Source organism: Herbidospora mongoliensis, assembly GCF_001570545.1.
Lineage (GTDB): Bacteria > Actinomycetota > Actinomycetes > Streptosporangiales > Streptosporangiaceae > Herbidospora > Herbidospora mongoliensis.
Window position 1 is genome coordinate 269,608 of record NZ_BBXD01000017.1, and the last position, 19,438, is coordinate 289,045.

At 74.4% G+C, this 19,438-nt stretch carries 3 protein-coding genes; all 3 read right to left on the reverse strand.

From position 1 onward, the window contains the following. Positions 1–27 precede the first annotated feature (27 nt). From AW272_RS25855 to AW272_RS25865, 3 genes are read right to left on the reverse strand one after another with little or no spacing between them, the layout of a single operon-like run. On the reverse strand, positions 28–9,213 hold the full coding sequence (locus AW272_RS25855) for a type I polyketide synthase (protein WP_169807624.1): 9,186 nt from the start codon (positions 9,211–9,213) through the stop codon (positions 28–30). Positions 9,214–9,251: 38 nt separating this feature from the next. After that, positions 9,252–13,988 (reverse strand): type I polyketide synthase, encoded by a 4,737-nt coding sequence (locus tag AW272_RS25860; protein WP_066370166.1) that lies wholly within the window; start codon positions 13,986–13,988, stop codon positions 9,252–9,254. A 44-nt stretch (positions 13,989–14,032) separates the two neighbouring features. Continuing rightward, a complete protein-coding gene (locus tag AW272_RS25865) occupies positions 14,033–19,438 on the reverse strand; it encodes a type I polyketide synthase (RefSeq protein WP_066370167.1) in 5,406 nt (1,801 codons plus the stop codon).

Below are 19,438 nucleotides of genomic sequence, written 5' to 3' on the forward strand. Positions count from 1 at the left end.
TCTGGTTGTCCTGCTGACTGATGGCGCTCATCGGCGCCGGCGGGAGGCCGACGACTCCAGGCCCGAACGGCGGAGCTGGGCGCGGACGTGGCTGCCGCCGTTCTCTCCCGCCGTCCCCGGCGCCGGTGCGGGTCCCGAGGTGAGGGCCTCGATGGTCGCGGCGAGCGCGGCCACGGTCGGCGCCTCGTACAAGATGTGCGGGGGGAGCTCGGCGAGGGCGAACTCGCGGCGCAGGGCGGCCACGATGCTGACGCCCAGCAGCGAGTTGCCGCCCAGCTCGAAGAAGTTGTCGAGCACGCCGATCTGGTCGAGGCGGAGCGCGTCGCCCCAGATGACCGCGATGGCCTCCTCCCTCGGCCCGGACGGCTCCTGGTAGGGCGTGACCAGCTCGGGCCGGGGATGCCGGTCCCCGCTGACACCGGCCACGGCGGGCGAGGTCACCGCCTCCAGGTTGAACAGCGCGCTGCCGGTGACGACGGTCTCGAAGTCCTGGGTGGAGACGATGACCCGGGGTTCGCCGCTGGCCAGGGCGCGCAGCAGCGAGCGGTACCCCTCCTCGAAGTCGATGCCGACCCTGGCCCGGTTCTCCTTGAAGAAGGTCTGCAGACCCTCGTCGTAGCCGGCCAGGCCCGCCTCCCAGGCGTTCCAGGTCCACTCGCCCCAGTCGATCGACACGACCTTGCGGCCGGTCGCGGCCAGGCTCAGCGCGTAGCCGTCGAGGTAGGCGTTGGCGGCGCAGTAGTCCACCTGGCCGGGGCCGCCGCCCGTGGCGGAGGTGATCGAGGAGAACAGCGCCAGGAAGTCCAGCTCGATCTCGCCGGGCTCGCCGATCCGGAGGGCTTCGGCCAGCGCCCGCGTTCCGGCGATCTTGGGGGCGAGCACGGCGTCCAGTTCCTTCGGCCGCTTGAACTGCATCAGGCCCATGGCCGGGAGGCCGGCCGCGTGCAGGACGCCGTGGAGCGCGCCGAACCGCTCGATCGCCGTGTCCACCGCCCGCTTCACCGCGGCCGGGTCGGCCACGTCGCCGACCACGATCTCGACCTCGCCACCGAGGTCGCGGATGGCCTGAACCCGCCGCACGGCCTCCTCCCGGCCCGGCAGGCCGGAACGGGCGAGCAGGACGAGTCTGGCCTTGACGTCGCGGGCCAGGCGCTCGGCCAGGCCGAGCGCGATGCCGCCGAGACCGCCGGTGATCAGGTAGACGCCGCCGTCGCGCAGTGGAGTGGCCTCGGGGGTGGCCATGATCTCGTAGCCGGGCAGGTAGCGGCGGCCCCGGCGGAGCGCCACGATCCGGTCGGTCTGCGGCCGGGCCAGCTCGGCGACCAGGCCGGAGGGGGTGTCGAGGTCGATGAAACGGGTGGTGACCCTCGGGTACTCCAGGGGGATCACCAGCGACGGGCCGATCAACGTCGACCCGTCGGGGTTGCCGACCTCGCCGGGGAGGACCTCCTGGGTGCCGGAGACCGCGATGTCCAGCGACCAGCCGTCGACGCCGGACTCGCCCGCCGCCCTCGCCAGGGCGACCAGGGTGTGCAGGCCGTACTCGACGGTGCTGTCGCCGGGCTCCAGGGTCCACAGGTGCAGGACCCGGTCGAGCCCCCGGCCGGTGGAGCGCAGATCGCGCAGGAGGGCGAGGGCGTCGGCCACGCTGCCCGGGCGGACCGTGTGGCCGTCACCGATGGCGGCGTAGCTCCCGCCGGGGCGGACCGGGATGACGGTCGCGCCGGTCGCGGCGAGTTCGGCGGTCACCTCGTCGGCCGCCCCCTCACGGGTGAAGACGAGCCACGAGCCGGGCTGGTCCGGGCTGGGCGCGGGGGCCGCGGTCTGCCGCCAGACCGGCAGGTGGAGCCACTGCTCCTCGGGCAGCTTGGGCAGGCTGGTGATCGCGTCGAAGAGGTTGCCACTGTCCAGGGCCGCCGGCTTCGCCGGCCCGGCCGTGCCTGACAAAGCGCCCGGTGTCCCCTCGATCCAGTAGCGGCGCCGCTGGAACGGGTAGGTCGGCAGCGGGATCCGGCCCGGCAGGCCGGCGGCCTCCGCCTCGGGCAGCCGCCCGTGGTAGGCGTTCCAGTCCAGTTCCGCGCCGACCAGCCACAGCCGGGCCAGGCACCCGGCCAGTGCCTCGTCGTCCGGCCGCCGGTCGCTCGCGCCGGGCAGCGCGTGCAGGATCAGCGGCCACCGCTTCGGCGGGCAGCCCGCCCCGCGGACCAGCGCGCCGAGCGACTGACCGGGCCCGATCTCGACCACGGCCAGCTCGGGGTCGGCGAGCAGCGTCTCGACGCCCTTGCCGAAACGCACCGTCCCGCACATGTGCTCGGCCCAGTAACCGGGGTCGCAGACCAGGTCGGCGTCGGCGAGCTCACCCGTCAGGTTGGAGATGTAGGGAAGCTCCGGCGGGTTCAGCCGGATGTTGGCCTTCACCCAGTCGGTCAGCTCTCCGCCGACCGGCGTGAGCATCCGGGAGTGGAAGGCGTGCGTGGTGTCCAGCGCCCGGCACGGGATCTCGGCCTTGCGCAGCTCGGCGACGAGCCGCTCCATCTCCTCCGACGGCCCGGCCACGACCGAGACCTGGGGGCCGTTGACGGCGGCGAGGTCCAGGCCGCGCCGCTCCAGCCGGAATTTGCGGCGCACGTCCTCGGCGGGCATCGAGACGGCCACCATGGACCCGGCGGGCATCGCTCCGATCAGCTTGGCCCGGTGCGCGACCAGGGCGAGCGCGTCCGGCAGCGAGAGCACGCCCGCCAGGCAGGCCGCGACGTACTCGCCGAGGCTGTAGCCGAGCATCAGCCGAGGCTGGACCCCCCAGGCCATCAGGGTGCGGGCCAGCGCGTATTCGATGGCGAAGAGGGCCGGCTGGGCGATCTCGGTGCGCTTCAGCGTGCCGGCCCGCTCGTCCCCCTTCCCGTCGTCCACGGCCCGGCCGAGCAGGACGGCCAGGTCGGCGCCCGCGCCGCGCCCGGCGGCGATCAGGCCGGGCAGGTCGACGCCGCCGAGCGGTCCGCGCAGAAGTTCGAGGCATTCGTCGAGGGCCGCGCGGAACACGGGTTCACGCTCGTAGATCTCGGTGACCATGCCCGGGTACTGCTCGCCGACGCCCGCGAACAGGAACGCCGTCTGGCGGCCCTGCACGGTGTCGACCCGGGAGAGCAGTCCGTCCTGGGCGGCTTCGCCGGTGAGGATCCGCGCGGCGTCGGCGGTGGCGGTGGCGACGACGACCTTGCGGTGCTCGAACGTCTTGCGGCCCACCTGGAGCGTGTACGCGGCGTCCGCCAGCCGAGTGCCGTGCTCCGCCGCCAGGTGTTCGCCGAGCCGCCGGGCGGCCTGCTCGGCGGCGACGGCGTTGCGGGCCGACACCGGCAGGATCTGGTGGCGGCGGCCCTTCTCGTCCTCGACAGGGGCGGGCCGCGCCGGGGCCTCCTCGATGACCATGTGCACGTTGGTGCCGCCCATCCCGAGCGAGTTGAGCCCGGCGATGCGCGGCCGGCCGTCGCGGGTCCGCCACGGGGAGAGCTCGGCGTTCACGTAGAAGGGGCTGTTGTCGAAGTCGATCTCGGGGTTGGGGGCCGTGTAGTGCAGGCTCGCCGGGATGACCTGGTTCTTCAGGGAGTACGAGGTCTTGATCAGGCCGCTCGCGCCGGCCGCGCGGTCCAGGTGGCCGACGTTGGTCTTGACCGAGCCGATCGGGCAGTACCGCGTCTCCTCGGTCGGGCCGAACGCGCGGGTCAGCGCGGCCACCTCGATCGGGTCGCCGAGTTCGGTGGCGGTGCCGTGCGCCTCGATGTAGCTGATGTCCTCGCCGGTGACCTCGGCGTCGGCCATCGCGTCGGCGATCACCCTGGCCTGGCCGACCACGCTGGGCGCGGTGTAGCCGACCTTGAGCGCGCCATCGTTGTTCATCGCGGAGCCGCGGATCACGGCCCAGATGTGGTCGCCGTCCCTGATCGCGTCCGACATGCGCTTGAGCAGGACCACGGCGGCCCCGTCGCCGAACATGCTGCCCCTGGCCTGCGCGTCGAAGGTGCGGACGTGGCCGTCAGGCGACTCCATGCCGCCGGGGCCGAAGATGTGGCCGACCTTGTCGGGGACGCGGATCGAGACTCCCCCGGCCAGGGCCATCTCGCACTCTCCGGCGCGCAGGCTCTGCACCGCGAGGTGGGTGGCGACCAGGGAGGTGGAGCAGAACGTCTGGACGGCGACGCTCGGGCCGTGCAGGTCGAACAGGTAGGAGACGGTGGTGGTGAGCGCGTCCTTGTCGTTGCCCATGATGATTTCGTAGTGGCTGACGTCCTCGTCCTCGCGCAGCAGGCGGTCGCCCATCTGGAGGAGGTAGGTGCTGATGTTGGCGCCGCCGTAGACGCCGACCCGGCCGCGGTGGTCGGGGGCGCCGTAGCCCGCGTGCTCCAGGGCCTCCCAGCAGACTTCGAGGAACAGGCGCTGCTGCGGGTCGGTGAGGGCGGCCATGCGGGGGCTGATGCCGAAGAACTGGGCGTCGAAGCCGGCGACGTCGTCCAGGACCGGGCGGGCGGGGACGTACGCGGGGTCGTGGACGAGGGCCTCGTCGACGCCGGCGGCCCGCAGCTCCTCCGGGGTGAAGAAGCTGATCGACTCGACGCCGTCGTGGAGGTTGCGCCAGAAGGCGTCCACGTCGCCGGCGCCGGGGAACCGGCCGGCCATGCCGACGATGGCGATCCGCCGGTCGTCGTCGCTCCGGGTCGCCGCGACGGGGGCAGCGGGCTTGGCGGCGGGCCTGGGGGCGGCGGTCGCTGCGGTCCTGGGGATGACGGCCTTGGCCGGGGAGGCCGCGGCGCCGCGTTCGTCGAGGATGGCCGCCAGCCGGTTGACGGTCGGGGCCTCGAAGAGCATCACCGTGGGGACGGCGACCCCGAACCGTTTCTTGATCAGCGCCAGCATCTGGAGCGCGACCAGCGAGTTCCCGCCGAGGTCGAAGAAGTTGTCGCGGGTGCCGACGGGCTCGACGCCCAGCACCTCCGACCACAGCTCGGCCAGCCCGCGCTCGGTGCCGGTCAGCGGCGGGCTGTAGGGCTGCGGCAGCTCGGGCCGGGGGAAGCGCTCGGCGGCGTGCGCCGGTCCGGCCTCGGCGGTGACCTTCGGCAGCCGGTCGGCCAGGCCGCCCGCGGCCACCACGACGGCGGGCCGCCCGATCGCGATCACCTGGTCGAGCGCGGCCAGGGACTCGGCTGTGGTCATCGAGTGGGCGACCATGGTGGCGCCCATTGGGGCGCCCATCCCGCCTTCGAGGCGCTCCAGCGTGACCGACCAGGTGTCCCAGCTCGCGGCCACCCATCCGCGTCCCCGGGCCAGAGCGGTGAGCGCGGCGTTGGCGGCCGAGTAGCTGCCGAACGCGATGCCGCCCAGGATGGCGGAGGTGGAGGAGAACAGGACGCAGAAGTCCGGCTCGTGCTCCCCCATGACCTCCGCCAGGACGCGGGCGCCGGTGACCTTCGCGCCGAAGTGGCGCGCGACGGCGGCCTCGGTGACGTCCCGGAGCGGGAGGAAGGTGTCGGGCCCGGTCTCGGCGGCGGCGTGCACCACCCCGTCGATCCGACCCACTCCGGCGAGCATCGCGCGCATCGCGGCGGCGTCGGTGACGTCCACGCGGGGGGTGAGCACCTCCGCGCCGAGCGCGCGCAGCCGCTCGTCGCCGTCGCCGCGCGGGCCGCTCCGGCTGGTCAGGATCAGCCGGCCCGCGCCGGCCCGGATCAGGTGCTCCCCGACGAGCAGACCGACGTCGCCGAGACCGCCGGTGATCAGGTAGGTGCCGCCGGGGCGCACAGTCGCGGGGACCTCGGCCTCGGCGGCCGGGACGAACTCCCGCACGTGGCGGCGGCCGTTCCGGTAGGCGACGAGGATGTCGGCCGACGTCCGCCGCAGCTCGGCGGCCAGCACGCCGGCGTGACCGGTGGCGCCCGCGCGCGGATCCAGGTCGACGCCGCGGCAGTCGAGGGACAGGTACTCCTGGTTGCCGATGATCGGCAGTGTCGCCGCGGCCGCCTGGGCCGGGTCGGCGTGCTCCCCCGGCGCGACCGCCTGGCCGCCCCGCGTGACGACGACGACACGGGTGCTGTCTCCCCCGTCGTCGCCGAAGGCGTCCAGCAGCCGGGCCAGTGGGACGACCGCCCTGCCGTCAGAGGCATCCGGGCCACTGTGGGGATCACTGGGCGGGTCGAGGAGGCGGAGGTCCGCCACGACGGCGGGGCCGTTCTCGGCCAGCCGCCGGGCGAGCGCGACATGGTCGGCGGGCGAGGCGGGGTCGATGGTGAAGCCGCCGGGGATCTCGGCGAAGGAGGCTCCCGTCTGGACGGTCACCACCTCGCCGCCGTCGGCGCGGAGCGACTGGGCCAGCGCCTCGGCGACCCCGGTGCCGTCGGCGAACAGGACGAAGGGGCCGATGGTGTCCGTTTCGGCGGGCAGCGCCTCGGCGGCCCAGCGCGACTCCAGCAGCTGGACGTGGTCATGGCCGTGGTCGGGGTCGGCCGCCAGGCGCGGAGCCTCGGCGGGACGCCCGGCCGGGGCGTCGATCCAGTAGCGCTCCCGCTGGAAGGGGTAGGTGGGCAGCCCGACCTTGGCGGCCGGCCGGTCCTGCTGGTAGCCGGGCCAGTCGATCGGGGCGCCGGCCAGCCAGAGCCGTCCGACGGCCTCGGCGAGCACGGACCCGGCCGGGCGCGGGTCGGCGGCGGCCGGGAGGGTGGCGACGACCAGCGGCCAGCGCTCGCGCGGGCAGTCACGGTGCGCCCGGACCATCGCGCCCAGCGACTGACCGGGGCCCAGTTCCAGCAGGGCGTGGTCGCCCTGCGCCAGCAGCGTGCCCAGCATGGCGTCGAACCTGACCGGGGCGCACATGTGCTCGGCCCAGTAGCCGGGGTCGGTGGCCTGCGCCTCGGTGATCAGCTCGCCGGTGACGTTCGACAGGTACGGAATCCGCGGCGCGGAGAGCTCGATGTTGGCGTCGATCCAGGCCGTCAACCGCGCGCGGACCGGCTCCATCATCCGGGAGTGGAAGGCGTGCCCGGTGGCCAGCGGGCGGCACGGGATCCCGTCGGCCGCCAGCAGCGCCCGGACCGCCTCCATGGCGGCGGGCTCGCCCGCGAGCACGGTCAGGTCGGGGCCGTTCTCCGCGGCCACGTCGATCCCCGCGATGCCGGCGCGCGCGATCCTGGCGGCCAGGTCGGCCGCGCCGAGCGGGACCGCGCTCATCGCGCCCTCGGGCAGCGTGTCGATCAGCGTGGCGCGATGTGAGACCAGGGCCAGTGCGGACTCCAGTGAGAGCACCCCGGCCAGGCACGCGGCGACGTATTCGCCGAGGCTGTACCCGGCCAGCACGGACGGGGTGACTCCCCAGCCGATGAGGGTCCTGGCCAGGGCGTATTCGACGGAGAACAGCGCGGGGTGCAGCAGCGCGGTCGGCATCGCATCCGGGGTTGCGGCGTCGCGGCCGAGAAGGGCGCTGAGGCCTCCTCCGGAGGAGGTGTCGCGGGGGCGGAGCATCTCCTCCAGCGGGTCGGCGCCGTTCATCCGGGCGCGCAGGATCGCGCGGCACTCGTCCAGAGCGGCCCGGAACGCGGGTTCGGTGGCGTAGAGGTCCTCGGCCAGGCCCGGGTACTGCTCGCCGGTACCGGGGATCAGGAAGCCGACCGGGCGGTCGGCGCGGCTCTCCGCGCGCCCCAGCACACCGGCGTCCCGCATCCCGTCGACGGCCTCCCCGGCCGTGGCGGCGACCAGGAACCGGCGGTGCCCGAAGACGCGGCGGCCGGCCCGCAGGGTGTGGGCGACGTCGCCGAGCCGCACGTCGGGGGTGTCGGCGAGGTGGTCGGCGAGACTCGCGGTCAGCTCGTCGGCGGCCTTCGCCGAGCGGGCCGACCAGATGAGCAGTTGCGGCCGGGACGTGTCCGCCGGCCGGGAGAGCGCCGGGGCCTCCTCCAGCACGACGTGCGCGTTGGTGCCGCCGATGCCGAAGGCGCTGACCCCGGCCCTGCGGATCCGGCCCGCCGCGCGCGGCCACGCGCGCAGTCCTGTGACCACGTCGAGCCGGGCGTCGCCCGCGCTGAGCTGCGCGTTCGGCGTGGACAGGTTGCGGGTCGGCGGGATCTCGTCGTGCCGGAGCGCGAGCGCCGCCTTGATCAGGTTGGTCACGCCGGCGGCCCGGTCGAGGTGGCCGACGTTGGGCTTGACCGAGCCGATCAGCAGGTTCTCGCCCTGGAACACCTGCTGCAGCGCGGCCAGTTCGGCGGCGTCGCCGAGCGCGGTGCCGGTGCCGTGCGCCTCCACGTAGTCGATGTCGGCCGGCGCCAGACCGGCGGCGGCGAGCGCCTCGGCCATCACGGCCGCCTGGCCCTGCACGCCCGGCGCGGTGAAGCCGACCTTGCGGCCGGCGTCGTTGTTGACCGCCCAGCCCCGGATGACCGCGTAGATCTGGTCGCCGTCGGCGAGCGCGTCCTCCAGCCGGCGGAGCGCGACCACGCCGACGCCGCTGCCGAGCGGCGCGCCGAGGCCGTCCGCGTCGAAGGCGCGGCACTCGCCGTCCGGCGGGGCGATGCCGCCCTGCTGGTAGAGGTAGCCGACCCGGTGCGGCACGCCGACCGCCACGCCGCCGGCCAGCGCGAGATCGCTCTCGAAGGCGGCCAGGCTGCTGGCGGCGGCGCAGATCGCGACCAGCGACGTGGAGCAGTAACTCTGCACGGAGTAGCTGGGACCGGACAGGCCGAGCGTGTGCGAGACCCGGGTGGTGAGGGAGTCCTTGTCGTTGGCCAGACCCACCGCGAGCTCGCCCATGACGGCGCTGATCTCGCTGGGCACCAGGTTGTTCTGCAGGTAGGAGCTCCAGGCCGAGCCGCCGAAGACGCCGATCGCGCCGTCGAAGCGGGTGGGATCGCAGCCCGCGTCCTCCAGCGCCTCCCAGCTGTGCTCCAGGAAGAGCCGGTGCTGCGGGTCCAGGATCTGCGCCTCCTTCGGGCTGAACCCGAAGAAGCCCGCGTCGAACAGCTCCACCCCGTCGATCACGGCTCCGGCCTTCACGTAACCGGGGTCGGTGAGCAGTTCCTCGGGCACGCCGGCGGCCCGGAGTTCCTCGTCGGTGAAGCGGGTCACCCCGGATCGGCCGGCCCGGATGGCGGTCCACAGTTCGGCCACCCCGGAAGCGCCGGGGAACCGGCCGGACATCCCGACAATGGCGATGTCGGCGCCTTCGTTATCAGCCACGTCGTCAAACACGTCATCAGCTCTCATGTCGGGCGTCCTCACTTCCGCGTCCCCGAGCGGGCGCGGCGACGCCGCGACCCCCGCGCCGAGCTGGTGTCCAAAGCCTGGCGGGCGCCTTCCGCGGCGTCTCCGGCCACCGCCGCGGCGAACTCCGCCACGGTCGGGTGTTCGAACAGCACGGCGGGCGCGATCGGCACGCCGAGTTCCTTCTCGATGGCGAGCACCATGGCCATCCCGACCAGGGAGTTGCCGCCGAGGTCGAAGAACGGGTCGTGGATGCCGACCCGGTCGATGCCGAGGTAGGCGCCCCACACTTCGGCGATGGCGATCTCCGGCTCGGTCCGGGGGGCCGCGTAGTCGGTGCGGAGCCCGGGGCGCGGGAAACGCTCGCTGAGCGAGACGGCCGTGGTCGCTCCGACCAGCGCGTCGATGTCGACCATCGCCGACCAGTCGCGGAGCACCTCGCGGAGCGGCTGCCGGACCGCCAGCACGTTGCCGTGCCCACCGGCCACGATCCGGTCCAGCAGGGCGCAGCCCGCGTCGTCGGCGAAGCCGTACCGCGAGCGGTAGGCGCGCACGCGTTCGGCCAGGCCGGTGGCGGATTTGAGGCTCTCCGCCTGCCAGTCGTCGTGCTGCCAGGGGCCCCAGGCGATCGACACGACCCGGGTGGAGGGGGCCGAGGCGGCGAGCGCCTCGCCGTAGGCGTCCAGGACGGTGTTGGCGGCGCAGTAGTCGCTCTCGCCGATGCCGCCGAACGCGGTGACGGCGGAGGAGTACAGGACGAGCAGTTCGGGCCGCTGGTCGGCGGGGGTCTCCGGGCCGACCAGTTCGGCCAGCGGGCCCATCGCGAGGACCTTGGGAGCGAGCACCGCTCCCGCGTCCGCGAGCGTCCTGCGCTGCGCCATCCCGCCGGCGGGGAGCCCGGCGGCGTGGATGACGCCGGTGAGCGTGCCGAAGTGGTCGCGGCAGCGCTCCAGCGCGGCCCGCAGCTCGGCGGGGACGCCGACGTCGGCGGAGAGCAGCAGCACCTCGGCCCCGCCTGCCTCCAGTTCCGCGACGTCCCGCAGGCTGCGCCCGGCCTTGCTGTCGGGGTCGGTTACGGCGTCGCGGGAGAGCGCGGTCCTGCCGACCAGCGCGAGCCTGCGCACCCCGGCCCGGACCAGGTGCCTGGCCAGTGCCATCCCGAGGCCGCGGGCGCCGCCGGTGATCAGGTAGACGCCGTCCTCCCGCCACGGCGACGGCGGATCGGGGACCGTGGGCACCTCGCCCCAGCCGCGCAGCCAGCGCCGGCCGCGCCGCCAGCCGGAGACCCGGTCGTACACGGCCTCGGCGTCGTCGCGGTCGACGTCCAGCAGCAGTTCGCAGCCGATCTGACCGGCCGCTGCCTCGATGTCGGGCGCGCCGGGATCGAGGTCGACGCCGGTCCAGTCCAGGCCCGTGTACTCGTGCCGGAGCGCGCGTCCCAGACCGTGCGTCACGGCCCGGTACGGGGCCGTCGCGTCCGCCCCGAGGATCTCGGTGGCTCCCCGGGTGACGGTCAGCAGCCGTACCCCCCGGTCGCCGAAGGCCTGGGCGGCGAGCAGCAGGCTGTCGAAGCCGTACCCGACGGCGGCGTGCGGGTCGTCGGCGAGGAGGCTCCACAGGTGGGCCACATGGAGCGGCCCATCACCGTCGACGGCTGCGAACACCTCGGCGTAGTGGCCGGGGTCGCGGGGGTCGATGACCAGGCAGCGGCCCTCGCGGCGCAACTCGGTCCCGGCGACCACCTCCAGCACCCGCGTGCCCGAGGCGGCGGCGCGGTCGGCGAGTGCCGTGCCGACGCCGCCAGAGTCGGCGAACACGATCAGCGATCCGTCCAGCCGCAGGTCGGCGGGGACGGCCGCGCGCGCCGGGTCCCGCTGCCAGGCAGGCGCGAAGCACAGGTCCGCCGGTTCGCTCAGCCGGGCCGACGGCACGGGCGAGCGGCTGCCCTCGACGATCTCCGGCCAGTAGCGGGTCCGCTGGAACGGGTACGCCGGCAGGCTGACGACGCGGCCCGGTCCCGGCTGGACGCGCTCCCAGGTCACGCCCACGCCGAGTTCCCACAACCGGGAACAGGTCTCCAGGAGCTCGACCCGGGCGTCGCGCGGTTCTCCACCGGCCCAGGAGGCCGGCAGGGTGCCGAGGACCGCGGCCCCGGACCCGCCCGCGAGGTTCTGCCGGACCAGGCCGCCGAGCGTCTGCCCCGCGCCGAGTTCGACGAACACGTCGATGTCCTGCTCGACGCAGTGCCCCACCGCGTCCGCGAACCTGACCGTGCTGACGAGCTGGTCGGCCCAGTAGGCGCTGCTGGTGGCCTGTTCCGCGGTCATCGGCAGGCCGGTGAGGTTGCACAGGATCGTGGTGGCCGGGGCCTGCCGGGGCACGGATTCGATCAGCGCGGCCAGTTTCTCCCGCGCGGGTTCGAGCAACGCGGAGTGGAAGGCGTGCGCGGAGCGCAACGGACGGCAGGCGATGCCCGCGGCGAGCAGCCGGTGGGTGATGGCGTCGATCTCGTCGGGCGCGCCGCTGAGGACGGTCATCGACGGGCCGTTCAGCGCGGCGATGCCGGTCCCCGTCCCGTTTCCCGTCCCGGCGCCGAAGGCGCGGACCTGGTCCTCGCCGGCCGCGACCGCAACCATCTTGCCGGCCGAAATGGCGCTGATCAGGCGGGCGCGTTCGGTGACGACGCGCAGCGCGTCCTCCAGGGTGAAGACCCCCGCCAGGGTGGCGGCGACGTATTCGCCGAGGCTGTAGCCGAGCAGCGCGTCCGGGCGGACGCCCCGGTGCGCGAGCAGCTGGGCCAGCGCGTACTCGACGGTGAACAGGAACGGGTGGGCGACCTCGGCGTGCGCCAGCCGGTCGTCGGCCTCCGAGGGGGCCTGCGAGGGGGCCTTCGCGCGGCCGAGCAGGACGGCCAGGTCACCGGAGGCCGCCGCGGGCTTTTCTGCGGGGTGGAACAGCGGGCGCAGGTCGACGTCCCCGACGAGTTCGACGCAGCGGTCGACCGCTGCGGCGTAGACGGGTTCGGCCTGGTAGAGCTCCCGGCCGAGGCCGGCGTACTGATCGCCGACGCCGGGGAGGAGGAAGGCGACGCGCGGCCGCCCCTTCACGCGCGCGGCGGCCCCGGACGAGGCGGCGTTCCGGAGTCCGCGGACGGCCTCGGCCACGTCGTCGCAGACCAGGACGCGGCGGTGGTCGTGCTCGGCGCGGCCGACCCGCAGCGTGTGCGCGACGTCGGCCAGGCCGGCGTCGGGGTGGTCCTCCAGCCAGGAGGCGAGGCGGGAGGCGTGCTCGCGGAACGCCGCGTCGCCGGCCGCCGAGATGGGCAGCGCGTGCGGTCCCTCGGCGACCGCCGTCGCCGGCTCGGGCGGCGGCGCGGATTCGAGCACCAGGTGGGCGTTGGTGCCGGACAGGCCGAACGAGCTGACTCCGACCAGGCGCGGCGTGCCCTCGCCGGGCAGCGGCACCGCGTCGGCGGCCGGCTGGATCGAGCCGTCCGCGGGGACGGCCGGGGACGGCTGGGTCAGGTTGAGGGTCTTGGGGATGAGCCGGTTCTCCAGGATCAGCACGGACTTGATCAGCCCGGCGACACCGGCGGCGGCCTGGGTGTGGCCGATGTTGGTCTTGACCGCGCCGACCCGCAGGGGGCGTTCGGCGGACCGGCCGCCGAAGACGTCGTGCAGGGCGCCGAGCTCGATCGCGTCGCCGAGGTGGGTGCCGGAGCCGTGCGCCTCGACGTGGTCGATGTCGTCGGGCGACACACCGGCGGCGGCCAGCGCGCTGGTGATCACGGCGACCTGGGCGCTGCGGCTGGGGGCGGTGAGGCCGTTGCTGCGGCCGTCCTGGTTGACGGCGGAGCCGCGCAGCACGGCCCGGATGCGGCGGCCGTTCGCGATCGCCTTGGAGAGGGGTTCGAGCACGACCAGGCCGGCGCCCTCCCCCATCACGTAGCCGTCGGCGCCGGCGTCGAACGTCTTGCACCTGCCGTCCGGGCAGAGCATCCCGCCGGCGCAGGCCTGGATGAAGTTGGTGGGGTGGATGGTCAGCGACGCTCCGGCCGCGATGGCCAGGTCGCAGTCGCCGCGCCGCAGGCTCTCGGCGGCCAGGTGCACCGCGATCAGCGACGACGAGCAGGCGGTGTCGACCGTGAGCGTCGGGCCCGACAGGTTGAACTGGTAGGCGATCCGCCCGGCGGCGACGCTGGCGGACACCCCTGAGGCCAGGTACGGGTCGGCCAGCGCGTCCCTGCCCTGGCGTTCGAGCTGGAGACGGCCGTACTGGAGGGTGTCCATCAGCCCGATGATCACGGCGGTGCGGCTGCCCGCCACCCGGGCCGGGGAGGCGCCGGCGTCCTCCAGGCCCTCCCAGGTCAGCTCGAGCAGGAGCCGATGGTGGGGGTCGACGCGGAGCGCCTCACGCGGGGACAGGCCGAAGAACTCGGCGTCCCAGGTGGTGATCTCCGGCAGGAACGCGCCGTGCCTGGTGTACATGGCGGCCGGGGTGCGCGGGTCGGGGTCGTAGTAGTCGTCGATGTTCCAGCGCGAGGCCGGCACCTCGGAGACCCCGTCGCGGCCCTGCGACAACATGTCCCAGTACCCCTCGACCGTTTCGCCGCCGGGGTAGCGGCACGCCATGCCGATGATCGCGACCGGTTCGTGGGCCCGGTCCTCGGCGGCGGCGAGCAGGCGGCGCGTCTGGGTCAGATCGACGGTCACACGCTTGAGGTAGGCGCGGAGTTTTTCCTCGTTCCCCATCTGTCGAGCCTTTCCAGTAGCGAAGGGGGTGGTTGGGACGGTGCTCAGAGTTCGTTGTCGATCAGCGCGAAGATCTCCTCGTCAGAGGCCGAGCCGATCTTCGCCACCACTTCGGTCGCGTCGGCCGGGCCGGGCGCGAGCCTGGTCAGGCCGGTCTGGAGGATGGCGACGAGCTTGCTTCTGACCGCGTCCGCCTCGCCGTTGAGGGTGCCTAGCGCGGCCTCGACCCGCTCCAGCGCGCCTCGCAACGTCTCCTCGGGCGAGGGCGCCGCGGGGGCGAGGTGCCTGAACAGGTAGCCGGTCAGCGCGGTGACGGTCGGGTGGTCGAAGACGAGCGTCGCGGGCAGCCGCAGGCCGGTCTCGGCGTTGAGCCGGTTGCGGAGTTCGACGGCGGTCAGGGAGTCGAAGCCGAGTTCGCTGAACGCCCGGTCCACGTCGATCCCGGCGGCGCTGCCGTGCGCGAGCACGGCGGCGACGTGGGCGCGGACGAAGTCGGTGAGCAGCCGCCTGGCCTCGGTCTCGGGCACTTCGGCCAGACGTCCCCGCAGGTCGCCGCCGACGGGCGCGAGCGAGGTGCCGCCCGACGCGGCCTGCCGGCGCGGGGCGCGGACCAGGCCGTGCAGCATCGCTGGCAGGTCGCCCCGTTCGGCGCGGGCGTGCAGCCCGCCGATGTCCCAGCTGGTGGCGATGACCAGCGGTTCGGCGCTGCCGAGGGCGGCGTCGAACAGGTCCAGGCCGGCTTCGGCGGTGAGCGGGGCGACGCCGGAGCGGGCCATCCTGGCCACGTCGCCGTGGGTGAGCCCGCCGGTCATGCCGCTGCCGGCGTCCCACAGGCCCCAGGCGATCGACACGCCCGGCAGGCCGGCCTCGCGGCGGTGCGCGGCGAGGGCGTCCAGGAACACGTTCGCGGCGGCGTAGTTGCACTGACCGGCGTTGCCGAGCGTCCCGGCCAGCGAGGAGAACAGCACGAAGGCCGACAGCGGCAGGTCGCGGGTGAGTTCGTGCAGGTGCCAGGCGGCGTCGGCCTTGGGCGCGAACACGGTGTCGAGGCGGTCGCCGTTCATCTGCTCGACGGTCGCGTCGTCCAGGACGCCGGCGGTGTGCACGACGCCGGTCAGCGGCCGGTCGGGCGGGATGAGCGCGAGCGCGGTGGCCAGCGCGTCCCTGTCGGCGACGTCGCACGCGACGACCGTGACCCGCGCGCCGAGCTCGCCCAGGTCGCCGGCCAGGTCGCCGGCTCCGGGCGCGTCCAGGCCGCGCCTGGAGACGAGCAGCAGATCCCGTACGCCGTGGCGCTCCACCAGCCGCCGGGCGACCAGGCTGCCGAGGCCGCCGGTGCCGCCGGTGACCAGCACCGTGCCCTCGCCGAACCCGACCGAAGGTCCGGCGGTCCTGCGGGCCAGCCGGGGGGCCAGCAGCGCGCCGTCCACGGCCCTGAGCTGTGTCTCCCCCGCCGCGACCGCGCCGGCCACAGCGGACCAGTCGGCGAAACCCTCTGCGGCCTCCAAGAGGACGAACCGGCCCGGATGCTCCGACATCGCGGAACGGACCAGCCCGCGCACCGCCGCGCCGGCCAGATCCCCCGGTCGGATCACGAACACCAGGCGGGAGGCGGAGAACCGCTCGTCGCCCGCCCACATCCGGACCAGGTCGAGCGCCCGGCCGCACTCCTCCCTCAGCGCGACCGGCAGCTCGCTCGACGGGTCGGCGCCGACGGTGGCGACGACGAAACCCGGCACGTCCGCGGGCAGCGGACCGGCGCCGAGGAAGACGAACGCGGTCTCGTCTCCAGCGGGTACGGCGAGTCTCACCCAGTCCATCCCGTGGATGACGGGCCCGCGCGGGGCGGTCGTGCGCGCCGGGGCGGTCCGCACCCGCAGGTTGTCGATGGAGAACACCGGGTGCCCGGTCGCGTCGGCCGCCTCGACCGTCGCGTCGTCCCCGGACGGGACCAGCCGGACCCGCAGCAGGGTCGCCCCCGACGCGTGCAGGCTGACGCCCCGGAACGCGAACGGCAGGCGCGGCCCGCCGGGCCCGGCGGCCAGCACCATCGGCTGGAAGGCCGCGTCCAGCACGGCCGGGTGGATGCCGAACCCGGTCACGTCCACGGTTCCGGCACCGGCGCCGTCACCGGTCACGTCCACGGCGATCTCGGCGAACAGTTCGGCGCCCCGGGTCCACATGGCGCGGACGCCCTGGAAGGCCGGGCCGTACTCGTAGCCGAGGTCGGCCAGCCGCTCGTAGCCGCCGTCGATCGGGAACGGCTCGGCGTCGGCGGGCGGCCAGGCGGTCGCCCAGGCGGACAGGTCCGCGATCGGCGAGCCGGTGACGACGAGCCCGGACACGTGCCGCGTCCAGTCCGCCCCGGCGCGGGCGAAGACCCCGACGGGGCGGCGGCCGTCGGCGTCGGGCGAGCCGACGATGACCTGGATGGGGACGACGTCTCCCTCGGAGAGGAACAGCGGCGCCTCGATGACCAGTTCCTCCAGGTGGTCGCAGCCCGTGAGCGCGCCTCCTTCGAGGGCCAGCTCGACGAAGGCCGCGCCCGGCAGCAGCACGCCGCCGTCCACGGCGTGGTCGGCCAGCCAGGGCGCGGTCGCCGCGCTCAGCTCCCCGGTGAGCAGGAATCCGTCGTCGGCCGTCGGCACCACGGCGGTGAGCAGCGGGTGGCCGGAGGCGTCGATCCCGGCGGGCGCGATCCCGGCCGGCCCGGCGGCGCCCAGCCAGTAGCGGCGGCGCTCGAAGGCGTACGTCGGCAGGTCCACGTTGCGGTCGGGCCCGGGGGTGACGGCCGCGCTCCAGTCGACATCCGCGCCGAGGACGTACGCGTCGGCCAGCGCGGTCAGGAAGCGACGCCAGTCGCCCGCTCCCCGGCGCAGGGTCGCGGCGACGCCCGCCGTGATCCCGGCCGACTCGCAGATCTCCCGCAGGTCGTGGCCGAGGACCGGATGCGGGCTGGCCTCGATGAACAGCGGCGTGCCCGTGCCCGCGAAGGCGGTGACCGCCGACTCGATCAGGACCGGGTTGCGCAGGCTCTCGTACCAGTAGGCGGTGGTCAGTTCGGCCGTGTCGATGAACTCGCCCCGGTGCGCGGAGCTGAACGCGATGTCGGTCGCGCGGGGCGCGACCCCGTCCAGGGTGGCCAGCAGCTCCTCGCGGAGCGCTTCGACGTGCGGGGTGTGGGAGGCGTAGTCGACCACGATCCGGCGGATCTGGACGGCGTCGCCGTGGGCGGCGGTGAACGCGTCCAGCGCGTCCACGTCGCCGGCGACGACGCACCCGGCGGGGCTGCTGTGCACCGCGATCCAGATCTGGTCCCGCCACGGCTCCAGCAGGTCGCGCAGCTGCCCGGCGGGCAGCGACACGGCGAGCATGCCGCCGGTGCCGCTCAGCTTGACCAGGGCCCGGCTGCGCAGCGCGACGATCTTCGCGGCGTCCTCCAGGGAGAGCGCGCCCGCCACGCAGGCGGCGGCGATCTCGCCCTGGGAGTGGCCGACCACGGCCGCGGGTTCGACGCCGAGCGAGCGCCACAGCGCGGCCAGGGAGACCATCACCGCGAACAGGACCGGCTGGATGACGTCGGTGCCCGAAAGCTGCGGCGCTCCCTCGTCGGCGCGGAGCACCCCGGTGACCGACCAGCCCGTGTGCACGCGCAGGGCCTTCTCGCAGCGCTGCATCTGCGCGCGGAACGCTTCGTTGGAGTCGAGCAGGTCGACCGCCATGCCGACCCACTGGGAGCCCTGACCGGGGAAGACGAAGACCGGCCGCGTGTCGGCGGGGGCCACCCCGGTCACGGCGGCGGGGTGCCGGCCGCCTTCGGCGAGGGCGGTCAGCGCGTCGACCAGTTCGGCGCGGTCCTCGGCGACGACGACGGCGCGGTGGGCGAAGCCGGAGCGGCGGGCCAGGAGCCGGCCGGCGGCGAACAGGTCGGCTTCGGGGGCGCCGCCGGCGAACGCGCCCAGCCGGGAGGCCTGGCCGCGCAGGGAGGCGGCGGACTTCGCGCAGAGGACCCAGACGAGGGGACCGAAGGCCGGCGTCTCTGTCCCGGTCTCGGTCCCGGTCTCGGCGGCGGGCGCCTCCTCCAGGATGAGGTGCGCGTTCGTGCCGCTGATCCCGAAACTCGACACGGCCGTCCGCACCACCCGGTCGGCGGGGAGCGGGACCGACTCGGTGAGCAGCCGCACCCCTCCCGACGACCAGTCCACATGCGGCGTCGGTTCCGCCACGTGCAGGGTCGTCGGCAGGGTCCGGTGCTCCATCGCCTTGATCATCTTGATCACGCCGGCCACCCCGGCGGCGGCCTGGGTGTGCCCGATGTTCGACTTCACCGAGCCGAGCCAGAGCGGCCGGTCGGCTGCTCTCTTGCGTCCGTAGGTGGCGAGCAGTGCCTGGGCCTCGATCGGGTCGCCGAGCCGGGTGCCGGTGCCGTGCGCCTCGACGGCGTCGACGTCGCGGGTGTCGAGCCGCGCGTCGGCCAGCGCCTGCAGCACGACCCGCTCCTGGGCGGGGCCGTTGGGGGCGGTCATGCCGTTGCTCGCGCCGTCCTGGTTGACGGCCGAGCCGCGCACCACCGCGAGGATCTTCCGGTTGTTGCGCCGCGCGTCCGACAGGCGCTCCAGCAGCAGGATGCCGACGCCCTCGGCCCAGGCCGCGCCGTCGGCGGTCGAACTGAAGGACTTGCAGCGGCCGTCGGCGGCGATGGCCCGCTGCCGGGAGAACTCGATGAACGGCTCCGCCGAGGCCATCACGGTCGCGCCTCCGGCGAGCGCGAGGGCGCACTCACCCCGCCGCAGCGCCTGCACCGCCAGGTGGATCGCCACCAGTGAGGAGGAGCAGGCCGTGTCCACCGAGATCGACGGGCCTTCCAGCCCGAAGGTGTACGACACCCGCCCCGACAGCACGCTCGACGCGCTCGAGGTGAACAGCGTCCCCTCGACCGTGGCCGGAACCGTGCCGATGAAGCGGCCGGCGTAGTGCTCGTACATGTTGCCGACGTAGACCCCGGTGAGGCTGCCGCGCATCGTGGCCGGGTCGATGCCGGCCCGCTCGAACGCCTCCCAGGAGGACTCCAGCACGAGCCGGTGCTGCGGGTCGGTGGCCAGCGCGGTACGCGGGCTCATCCCGAAGAACGCGGCGTCGAAGTCGGCCGCGTCGTACACGAAGCCGCCGTGGCGGGTGTAGGACTTGCCCGCCGCCTCCGGGTCCGGGTCGTACAGGTCGGTGGCCCAGCCCCGGTCGGTGGGGAACTCGCCGATCGCGTCCACGCCGCCGGCCACCAGCTCCCACAGCTCTTCCGGGCTGGTCACCCCGCCGGGGTAGCGGCAGGCCATGCCGACGACCGCGATGGGCTCGTGCCGGCGTTCCTCCAGTTCCGCGAGGTGCTCGCGGGTGTCCTCCAGCTCGATGATCGCGCGCTTGAGGTAGTCGCGAAGTCTGTCCTCAGTACTCAT

Coding starts and splice junctions, on each gene's coding strand:
- AW272_RS25860 (WP_066370166.1), bottom strand. CDS start 13,988: ATGGGGAACGAGGAAAAACTCCGCGCCTACCTCAAGCGTGTGACCGTC.
- AW272_RS25865 (WP_066370167.1), bottom strand. CDS start 19,438: ATGAGTACTGAGGACAGACTTCGCGACTACCTCAAGCGCGCGATCATC.